Source organism: Streptomyces sp. NPDC091282 (genome assembly GCF_044757385.1).
GTDB classification, from domain to species: domain Bacteria; phylum Actinomycetota; class Actinomycetes; order Streptomycetales; family Streptomycetaceae; genus Streptomyces; species Streptomyces gramineus.
Genome location: NZ_JBIVUX010000019.1, coordinates 23267 through 29652, shown reverse-complemented (window position 1 = coordinate 29652; position 6386 = coordinate 23267). Strand labels below are relative to the sequence as shown.

Annotated in this window: 7 protein-coding genes; 2 read left to right on the top strand and 5 right to left on the bottom strand. The window is 69.5% G+C overall.

The features are described from left to right. Nucleotides 1-255 precede the first annotated feature (255 nt). The 3 genes from ACIQOE_RS41710 to thyX all read right to left on the bottom strand — a co-directional run bounded on the left by ACIQOE_RS41710 (nucleotide 256) and on the right by thyX (nucleotide 3949). Entirely contained in the window at nucleotides 256-1941 is a 1686-nt protein-coding gene (locus ACIQOE_RS41710; protein WP_351323631.1) for a ribonuclease J, read from the bottom strand. Between the two features lie 156 nt (nucleotides 1942-2097). Continuing rightward, on the bottom strand, nucleotides 2098-2997 hold the full coding sequence (gene dapA, locus ACIQOE_RS41705) for a 4-hydroxy-tetrahydrodipicolinate synthase (protein ID WP_351323630.1): 900 nt from the start codon (nucleotides 2995-2997) through the stop codon (nucleotides 2098-2100). Between the two features lie 211 nt (nucleotides 2998-3208). Continuing rightward, the gene (thyX, locus tag ACIQOE_RS41700) at nucleotides 3209-3949 is read right to left on the bottom strand and encodes an FAD-dependent thymidylate synthase (RefSeq protein WP_401417318.1); all 741 of its coding nucleotides are present in this window, start codon (nucleotides 3947-3949) and stop codon (nucleotides 3209-3211) included. Between the two features lie 238 nt (nucleotides 3950-4187). Between thyX and ACIQOE_RS41695 the strand changes: the two genes are divergently transcribed. After that, nucleotides 4188-4424 (top strand): hypothetical protein, encoded by a 237-nt coding sequence (locus ACIQOE_RS41695; RefSeq protein WP_351323628.1) that lies wholly within the window; start codon nucleotides 4188-4190, stop codon nucleotides 4422-4424. Between the two features lie 90 nt (nucleotides 4425-4514). Beyond that, entirely contained in the window at nucleotides 4515-5069 is a 555-nt protein-coding gene (locus ACIQOE_RS41690; RefSeq protein ID WP_401417317.1) for a hypothetical protein, read from the top strand. 74 nt (nucleotides 5070-5143) lie between these two features. Here the strand turns inward: ACIQOE_RS41690 and ACIQOE_RS41685 are convergent, their stop codons facing one another. After that, nucleotides 5144-5596, bottom strand: a complete 453-nt coding sequence (locus ACIQOE_RS41685; RefSeq protein ID WP_351323626.1) for a hypothetical protein — start codon at nucleotides 5594-5596, stop codon at nucleotides 5144-5146. Nucleotides 5597-5611: 15 nt separating this feature from the next. After that, complete coding sequence (gene dapB / locus ACIQOE_RS41680) at nucleotides 5612-6364, bottom strand: 4-hydroxy-tetrahydrodipicolinate reductase (protein ID WP_351323625.1); 753 nt, start codon at nucleotides 6362-6364, stop codon at nucleotides 5612-5614. Nucleotides 6365-6386: the final 22 nt, after the last annotated feature.

Sequence of the window (6386 nt, the reverse complement as noted above, 5' to 3'; positions counted from 1 at the left end):
TTGCGTTTCCGACTCTATCAGATCTTTTCCGACCCGATTTCCTCGGTGCTTTCCAGGTTTCCGCTCTCGCGTTTCCCTTTCCGGCGGTTCCGACTTTATCAGAAGTTCTGAGTCGGAATTTCCACCCGGTCCGGGAGAACCGGATCCAGTCCATGAGGCACTGGGGTTCCCGGCTGGGCGGAGCCGTAAACGTACTGGAGCGGGGCTCCTCGATGCAAATCGAGGAGCCCCGCTCCTGGTTGACGCGTGGGAGGGTCAGACCTCCACGACCACCGGCAGGATCATCGGCCTGCGGCGATACGTGTCGGAGACCCACTTGCCCAGGGTCCTGCGGATGAGTTGCTGGAGCTGGTGGGGCTCCACCACGCCGTCCTGGGCCGAGCGTTCCAGGACCTCCGAGATCTTCGGGACGACGGCGGCGAACGCCGAGTCCTCGATGCCGGAGCCGCGGGCCTGGATGTGCGGGCCGCCCGTGATCTTGCCGGTGGACGAGTCGACCACCACGAAGACCGAGATGATGCCCTCGTCCCCGAGGATCTTGCGGTCCTTCAGGGCCGGCTCACCCACGTCGCCGACGGAGAGCCCGTCGACGTACACGTAGCCGGCCTGGACCTTGCCGGAGATCTTGGCCTTGCCCTCGACCAGGTCGACGACCACGCCGTCCTCGGCGATGACGATGCGGTCGTGCGGGATGCCCGTCAGGGCGCCCAGCTCGGCGTTGGCCCGCAGATGGCGCCACTCGCCGTGCACCGGCATCAGGTTCTTCGGCCGGCAGATGTTGTAGAAGTACAGCAGCTCGCCGGCGGAGGCGTGGCCGGAGACGTGCACCTTGGCGTTGCCCTTGTGGACGACGTTGGCGCCCCAGCGGGTCAGGCCGTTGATGACGCGGTAGACCGCGTTCTCGTTCCCGGGGATCAGCGAGGACGCCAGGATGACCGTGTCGCCGTCGACGATGCGGATCTGGTGGTCGCGGTTGGCCATCCGGGACAGGGCGGCCATCGGTTCGCCCTGGGAGCCCGTGCAGACCAGGACCACCTGGCTGTCCGGGAGGTCGTCCAGCGTCTTCACGTCCACGACGAGGCCCGGCGGGACCTTGAGGTAGCCGAGGTCCCGTGCGATGCCCATGTTGCGGACCATGGAGCGGCCGACGAAGGCGACCCGGCGGCCGTACTCGTGGGCGGCGTCCAGGATCTGCTGGATGCGGTGCACGTGGCTGGCGAAGCTCGCCACGATGATCCGCTTGCGGGCGCCGGCGAAGACCTGGCGCAGGACGTTCGAGATGTCCCGCTCGGGCGGGACGAAGCCCGGCACCTCGGCGTTGGTCGAGTCGGCCAGAAGAAGGTCGATGCCTTCCTCGCTGAGCCGTGCGAACGCGTGCAGGTCCGTGAGGCGGTGGTCCAGCGGGAGCTGGTCCATCTTGAAGTCGCCGGTGTGCACCGCCATGCCCGCCGGGGTGCGGATGGCCACGGCCAGCGCGTCCGGGATGGAGTGGTTGACGGCGACGAACTCGCAGTCGAAGGGTCCGATGCGCTCGCGCTGGCCCTCCGCCACTTCCAGGGTGTACGGGCGGATGCGGTGCTCCTGGAGCTTCGCCTCGATGAGGGCGAGGGTCAGCTTGGAGCCGATGAGCGGGATGTCCGGCTTCTCGCGGAGCAGGAAGGGGACGCCGCCGATGTGGTCCTCGTGACCGTGAGTGAGGACGATGCCCTCGATGTCGTCGAGGCGGTCCCGGACGGACGTGAAGTCCGGCAGGATCAGGTCGATTCCGGGCTGCTCCTCCTCGGGGAAGAGCACTCCGCAGTCGACGATCAGCAGGCGGCCGCCGTACTCGAAGACGGTCATGTTTCGGCCGATCTCGCCGAGCCCGCCGAGCGGGGTGACGCGCAGCGCGCCTTCGGGGAGCTTGGGCGGCGGGCCGAGTTCAGGATGCGGATGACTCAAAAGACTCTCCTCACCACGCACGCCACGTACCGGTCGGGCACGTGGCGTGCGTGACGTTCGTGCATAAGCAGTTGTCGATGTGGGATGCGGGCACCCGTGTCCCGCCGTATTCAGTTGTCAAGCGTTGCTACGCGGACGTCCGCGCAAAGTCTGTTGTCAGAGCTGTACCCCGCCGGCGGCAAGATCGATCTTGAGCTGAGCGATCTCCTCGGCCGAACATTCGACCATGGGCGGGCGCAGCGGCCCGGCAGGCAGCCCCTGGAGGCTGAGCGCGGCCTTGGTCGTCATGACGCCCTGGGTGCGGAACATGCCGGTGTAGACCGGGAGCAGCTTCTGGTGGATCTCCGATGCCTTCTGCACGTCGCCGGAGGTGAAGGCCTCCACGAGGGCCCTGAGGTCCGGGGTGACCAGGTGGCCGACGACCGAGACGAAGCCGACGGCGCCCACGGAGAGCAGCGGCAGGTTGAGCATGTCGTCGCCGGAGTACCAGGCGAGGCCCGACCGGGCGATGGCCCAGCTGGCTCGGCCGAGGTCGCCCTTGGCGTCCTTGTTGGCGACGATCCTCGGGTGCTCGGCCAGCCGGACGAACGTCTCGGTGCTGATCGGGACGCCGCTGCGGCCGGGGATGTCGTAGAGCATGACCGGCAGGCCGGTGGTGTCGGCGATCGTGGTGAAGTGCCGGTACAGGCCCTCCTGCGGGGGCTTGTTGTAGTACGGCGTGACGACCAGCAGGCCGTGCGCGCCGTCGCGCTCGGCCTGGCGGGCCAGCTCGATGCTGTGCTGGGTGTCGTTGGTGCCGACGCCGGCCACGACGTGGGCGCGGTCGCCGACCGCCGCCACCACGGCGCGCACGAGTTCCGATTTCTCCGCATTGCTGGTGGTGGGCGACTCACCGGTGGTGCCGTTGACGATCAGGCCGTCGTTGCCTGCGTCCACCAGGTGGGTTGCGAGCCGCTGGGCGCCGTCGAGGTCGAGTGCGCCGTCCGCCGTGAAGGGCGTGACCATGGCGGTGAGGACCCGCCCGAAGGGGGTCTGCGGAGTGGAGGTCGGAGCCATGGGTTACACGCTACTCGGTGCTCACGGCGCGGTCTGCCCTTGGGGTACGGGGAAAGTCCTGACAAATGCGGAGCCCGGCACTGCCTGCTCGGGGGTTCAAGCAGTGCCGGGTCCGTTTGATCAGGCTAGATGAACTTCTCTAAATGCCGCAATACGGACACTTCGCCAGGCTGATCCGCACATCTGTGCCGAGCACGACAAGACGCACGGTTTACGGCGCGACCCGGCCGTTGGCGTTGAAGGCCGCATGGGTGAGCGGCATGAGCCGGGCCCACTCCGCCTCCATCTTCTCGCCGACCATCTCGATCTCCCGCTGCGGGAAGGACGGCACCTTCGCCAGCTCGTGCTGGGTGCGCAGGCCGAGGAAGTGCATCAGCGAGCGGGCGTTGCAGGTGGCGTACATCGAGGAGAACAGGCCGACGGGCAGCACCGCACGGGCCACCTCGCGGGCGACACCGGCGGCGAGCATCTCCTGGTAGGCCTCGTAGGCCTGCCGGTAGGAATACTCCATCGTCCGGGCGACGAGTTCCTGCTGGGCCTGGGTGCCCTCCACGAAGACGTACTTGCCGGGGCGGCCCTCCTGGACGAGCTTGCGGGACTCGTCGGGCACGTAGAACACGGGGTCCAGGCGGCGGTACCTGCCCGACTCCTCGTTGTAGGACCAGCCCACGCGGTGCCGCATGAACTCGCGGAAGACGAAGATCGGGGCGCTGATGAAGAAGGTCATCGAGTTGTGCTCGAAGGGGCTGCCGTGCCGGTCCCGCATGAGGTAGTTGATCAGACCCTTGGAACGCTCCGGGTCCTTCTTCAGCTCGTCCAGGGACTGCTCGCCGGCGGTGGAGACCCGGGCGGCCCACAGCACATCGGAGTCGGCCGCGCTGTGCTTGACCAGCTCGACGGTGACTTCGCTGCGGAAACTGGGCTTGAGGTCGTCGGCGGGGGTGTCGGTCACGGCTCGGAGGGTCCTTCCATCACTTCTCTCGGGCGGCGCCCACTCTACGGCCCGGCACCGACAACGGGGCGTTCGGTGCCGGGGCGCGACATCTTCGGCGAACTTCGGTGAAGTTCTGTGAATTCGGGGCAACCGGGCACCTAACGGTTCGTTCGCGCGTCTGTATGAGTGAGGACGGCGCGTTCGATCCCGTCCCGTGGTGCTCACACCTCCCCAGCTCCCGAGAGGAGACACTCCGATGTTCCGCCGGCGCGAGCCCGTGCCCTTCGCCTTCGTCGCCGAAGCCGACCGGTTCCGCAGCAATGTCACTCCCCCGCCCCGCCAGCGGTCGTCCGTGAGTCAGATCACCGGGCGCTGGCTGCTCGGCCTCACCCTCGTGGCCGGAGTGGTGGGCTCGCTGGTCGTGGGCATGCCCGCGCTGTCCACGCCGTCGGACACCGGGACCCAGCAGTCGCAGGCCTCTCAGGGCCACTGACTCTTCCGGCCCCCCGCGAGTGGTGGGCGGGGACACGGGCGGATAGCCTCACCGGGCACAGCCCATGCATGGATTGAGTGAGGACCAGCCGTGCCCCTGCCCTTCCTGATGGTCGACCGCACCGATGACGCGGCGCTCGACAGTCCCCTGCCCTACGACGACCGGGACCGCTGGCGGCGCCCCTACCGTCCGGGGCCGTGGCGGGTCGGCGGAGCCGCCCTGTGGCTGCTGCTCGCCTCGTTCGTGCTGTTCGCCGCGGTCGCGCTGGCGCTGACCGGCTCGCTGTCCTCCGCCACCGTGGTCCTCTGCGTCGCGCTGCTGATCATCGCGGCCGCGCTGCGGATACTGCGCATGGGCGTGTGGGTGAGCGCGCGGGGCGTGCGCCAGATCGGCCTGTTCCAGACCCGGACGGTGCCGTGGAAGCGGGTCGTCTCGGTGCGGACCGCGCAGCAGCCGGTGCGCTGGCTGGGCCTGCCGCGGACCGTGCAGGGGCAGGCGCTGACCCTCGTGCGCAAGGACCGTCCGGTGGCCGACACGGAGCCGCTGCTGACCACGCACGGGATGGACTTCCTGAGCCGGGCCTCGGCCTTCGACCGGGCGGCGGACGCGGTGGAGGCGTGGGCGGCGGAGTACGGCCGCGGCTGAGCGCGTCCGGTGACGTACGGCAGGGGCCGGTCCGCTCAGGCGGACCGGCCCCTGCCGTGCGTGCGGGCCGTGGCTCAGGCCGGCAGCGGCCTGCCGTCGTGCAGGGCGATGGCGCGCTGCATGGCCTTGCGGGCGCGCGGGGTGTCCCGGGCGTCGTGGTAGGCGACGGCGAGCCGGAACCAGCTGCGCCAGTCGTCGGGAGCGGCCTCGGTCTCGGCCTTGCGCTTGGCGAAGACCTCGTCGGCGGAGTCCCGGTCGATGCGGCCGCCGGGCGTGCGCTTCAGCTCGTCCACGGGCAGGCCGCCCTCGGCGTCGAGTTCCGCGGCGAGGGCGTTGGCGCGGCGGACGAACTGGGTGTTCTTCCACAGGAACCACACGCCGATGACCGGCAGGATCAGCACCGCCACTCCGAAGGTGACGGTGAGGACCGTGCCGGTCTGGATGAGCATCACGCCCCGGCTGCCGACCAGGACGAAGTAGAAGACCAGGACGGCGGCCGTGAGGGCGTAGGAGAGCTTCGCGCGCATGTCAGAGGCCTCGAATCAGCCCAGGTCCAGGAAGTTTTCCAGACCGAAGGTCAGGCCCGGAGCGGTGACCACGCGGCGGGCGCCGAGCAGGATGCCCGGCATGAAGCTGCTGTGGTGCAGGGAGTCGTGCCGGACGGTGAGGGTCTCGCCCTCGCCGCCGAGCAGGACCTCCTGGTGGGCGAGGAGACCGCGGAGACGGACGGCGTGGACGGGGACGCCGTCGACGTCGGCGCCGCGGGCGCCGTCCAGGGCGGTGACCGTGGCGTCCGGGGCCGGTGCGGTGCCGGCCGCGCGGCGGGCCTCGGCGATGAGCTGAGCGGTGCGGGTGGCCGTGCCGCTCGGCGCGTCCACCTTGTTCGGGTGGTGGAGCTCGACGACCTCCACCGACTCGAAGTACGGCGCGGCGATCTGCGCGAACTTCATCGTCAGCACGGCGCCGATGGAGAAGTTCGGGGCGATGAGCACGCCGGTCTCCGGAGACCGCGCCAGCCAGCCGGTGAGCTGTGCGAGGCGCTCCTCGGTCCAGCCCGTCGTACCGACGACGGCGTGGATGCCGTGCCGCACGCAGAAGTCGAGGTTGCCCATCACCGAGGCGGGCGTGGTCAGTTCGACCGCGACCTGGGCGCCCGCGTCGGCCAGCGCCTCCAGCTTGTCGCCCCGGCCGAGGGCCGCGACCAGCTCCATGTCCTCGGCGGCCTCGACGGCCTTGACCGCTTCGGAGCCGATCCGGCCCCGGGCGCCGAGGACCGCCACGCGCAGCTTGCTCATCTTCTTCGTTCCTTACCGGTGG